The sequence below is a fragment of the Streptomyces otsuchiensis genome (assembly GCF_004305975.1).
Classification (GTDB): domain Bacteria; phylum Actinomycetota; class Actinomycetes; order Streptomycetales; family Streptomycetaceae; genus Streptomyces; species Streptomyces otsuchiensis.
Genome location: NZ_BHZI01000428.1, coordinates 1 through 3,163 on the forward strand (window position 1 = coordinate 1; position 3,163 = coordinate 3,163).

Sequence of the window (3,163 nt, forward strand, 5' to 3'; positions counted from 1 at the left end):
CCCGTACCCGCCCAGCCCGCCACCACCCGTGCGGAGACCTCCGGCGACCCCATCGCGATCGTCGGCATGGCCTGCCGCTTCCCCGGCGGCGCCGACTCACCCGAGGCGCTGTGGCGACTCCTCGCCGACGAGACCGACGCCGTCGGCGACTTCCCCACCGACCGGGCCTGGGACCTCGCCCAGATCTACGGCGAGGCCGCGGAGACCGACGGCCGGCGTACGTTCGAGGGCGGCTTCCTCCACGACGCCGGCGAGTTCGACCCGGCGTTCTTCGGCATCTCGCCCCGTGAGGCGCTGGCGATGGACCCGCAGCAGCGGCTGCTGCTGGAGACCTCCTGGGAGGCCTTCGAGCGGGCCGGCGTCGATCCGGCGGAGCTGCGCGCCAGTTCCACCGGCGTGTACGTCGGCACCGCCACGTCCGGATACGGCCTCGGCCGGTTCGACGTGCCCGACGGCTCCCGCCCGCACGTCCTCACCGGCACCGCGACGAGCGTCATCTCCGGCCGGCTGGCCTACACCTTCGGGCTCGAAGGGCCCGCGGTGACCGTTGACACCGCCTGTTCGTCGTCGCTGGTGGCGCTGCACCTGGCCATCGGAGCCCTGCGGCGCGGAGAGTGCTCGATGGCACTGGCCGGCGGCGCCACCGTCATGTCGGTACCGGGCATCTTCACCGACGCCGCCCAGGGCGGCGCGCTCGCGCCCAGCGGCCGTTGCCGCGCCTTCTCCTCCGATGCCGAAGGCACCGGCTGGGGCGAGGGCGTCGGGATGCTCCTGGTCGAGCGGCTCTCCGACGCGCGCCGCAACGGGCACCGGGTGCTGGCCGTGGTGCGCGGCAGCGCGGTCAACCAGGACGGCGCGTCCAACGGTCTCACCGCCCCCCACGGCCCCGCCCAGCAGCGGGTCATCCGGGCGGCGCTCGCCGACGCGGGGCTGGACACCGCCGACGTGGACGCGGTCGAGGCGCACGGCACCGGCACGGAACTCGGCGACCCCATCGAGGTACAGGCCCTGATGGCCACCTACGGGCGCGGGCGCGACGAGGAGGCGCCGCTGTGGCTGGGCTCGCTGAAGTCCAACATCGGGCACACCCAGTCGGCCGCCGGCGTCGCCGGGATCATCAAGATGGTCATGGCCCTGCGCCACGGCGTGCTGCCGCGCTCCCTGCACATCACCGAGCCCACCCGGCACGTCGACTGGGACGGCAGCGGCGTCCGGCTGCTGACCGGGCAGGTGGAGTGGGCGGACGCGGGGCGTCCGCGCCGCGCCGCCGTCTCGTCGTTCGGCATGAGCGGGACCAACGCCCACACCATCCTTGAGCAGGCCCTCCCCGAGCCGGCGCCGGAGGAGTCCGGGACCGACGCGGGCCGGGGTGAGTCCGGGACCGCCACCGCCACCGGCCCCGAGGCCGAACTGCCCTGGCTGCTCTCCGCCCGTACCCCCACCGCCCTGCGAGCCCAGGCGCGGCGGCTCGCCGACCACCTCGACGCCCACCCCGCGCTCGCCGGCCACGACGTGGCCCACTCCCTGGCCGCCGACCGCTCCCGTTTCGAGCACCGCGCCGTCCTCCTCGGCCCGGACCACCACGCGCAGCTGACCGCGTTCGCCGAGGGCGCCCCCACGCCCGGACTGGTGACGGGTACAGCGGGGCGGACCGGCCGGGTGGTGTTCGTCTTTCCCGGCCAGGGCTCGCAGTGGCTCGGCATGGCCGACCGGCTGCTGGAGGAGTCCGCGACCTTCCGGAACACGCTGCGGACCTGTGCGCGGGCACTGGAGGAGCATCTCGACTGGTCGGTCGAGGACACCCTGCGCGGCCTGCCCGGCGCCGGGAACATGGAACGGGCCGACGTCATCCAGCCCGTGCTGTTCGCGACGATGGTGGCCCTCGCCGAGCTGTGGCGCGAGCACGGCGTCGAGCCGGACGCGGTGATCGGCCACTCGCAGGGCGAGATCGCCGCCGCCCACCTCGCCGGCGCGCTCTCTCTGGAGGACGCCGCGCGCGTCGTCACCCACCGCAGCCGCCTGCTGTCCCGGGTCGTCGGCCAGGGGGCGGTCGCCTCGGTCTCGCTGCCCGCACACGAGGTGCCGGCACGGCTGGAACGCTGGGGCGACGCGCTCAGCATCGCCGCTGTCAACGGCGTGTCGTCCGTCTCCGTCGCGGGTGACGAGGCGCCGCTGGACGAGTTCCTCGCCGAGCTGGAGGCCGAGGGCGTACGGTGCCGCAAGCTGCGCATCAAGGGCGCGGCGCACTCGGCCGTCGTCGAACCGCTGCGCGAGGAGGCGCTCGCGGTGCTGGCGCCGGTCAGGCCCCGTGCCTCCCGCATCCCCTTCTACTCCACGGTCACCGGCGGCCTGCTCGACACCACCGAGCTGGACGCCGGGTACTGGTACCGCAACATGCGGCAGACCGTGCAGTTCGCCCCGGCGACCCGCGCACTGCTCGCCGACGGATTCGGCGTCTTCATCGAGTGCAGCCCCCACCCGGCGCTCGCCGGAGCCGTACAGGAGGTCGCGGAGGACGCCGGTGCCCCCGACCCCGTGCTGCTGGCCTCGCTGCGCCGCGAGGAGGGCGGGCTCGAACGGGCCTCCGTCTCGCTCGCCGAAGCGTTCGTCCGGGGTGTCGACCCCTCCTGGGCCTCCCGTGGCAGCGCCGTCGACCTGCCCACCTACCCCTTCCAGCGGGACCGCTACTGGTGGGAGCCCCTCCCCGAGGAGGCGGCCGGCCCCGCCCAGGGCGCCACGGCCGAGGAGAGCAGCTTCTGGGCAGCGGTGGAGGGCGGAGACGCCGATGCGCTCGCCGAGTCCCTGGGCACCGACGCCCTCGCCCCCGCACTGCCCGCGCTCGCGGCATGGCGGCGGCGCTCCCACGACCGGTCCACCGTGGACGGCTGGCGCTACCGGGTGGAGTGGAAGCACACGCCCCTCACCGGGCCCGCCCGGCCCACGCTGACCGGCACCTGGGCGATCGTCGCCCAGGAGGAGCAGCAGGAACTGGCCGGCCGGCTCGCCACGCTGGTGCACCAGGCCGGCGGCACGGCCCATGTGACCGCCGAGCTGCCCGGGGAACAGTCCGGGCAGCAGCCGCTGTCCGGGGTGATCTCGCTGCTCGCCCTCGACTCCCGCCCCCACCCCGTCCACCCGGGCGTCAGCGCCGGAGCAGCGAACA

The 3,163-nt window shown here is 75.2% G+C and carries 1 protein-coding gene; it reads left to right on the forward strand.

Annotation, left to right across the window (positions count from 1 at the left end):
- The coding region (locus E0D90_RS24670) for a type I polyketide synthase (protein WP_130800152.1) at positions 1–3,163 on the forward strand (3,163 nt) is incomplete at both ends.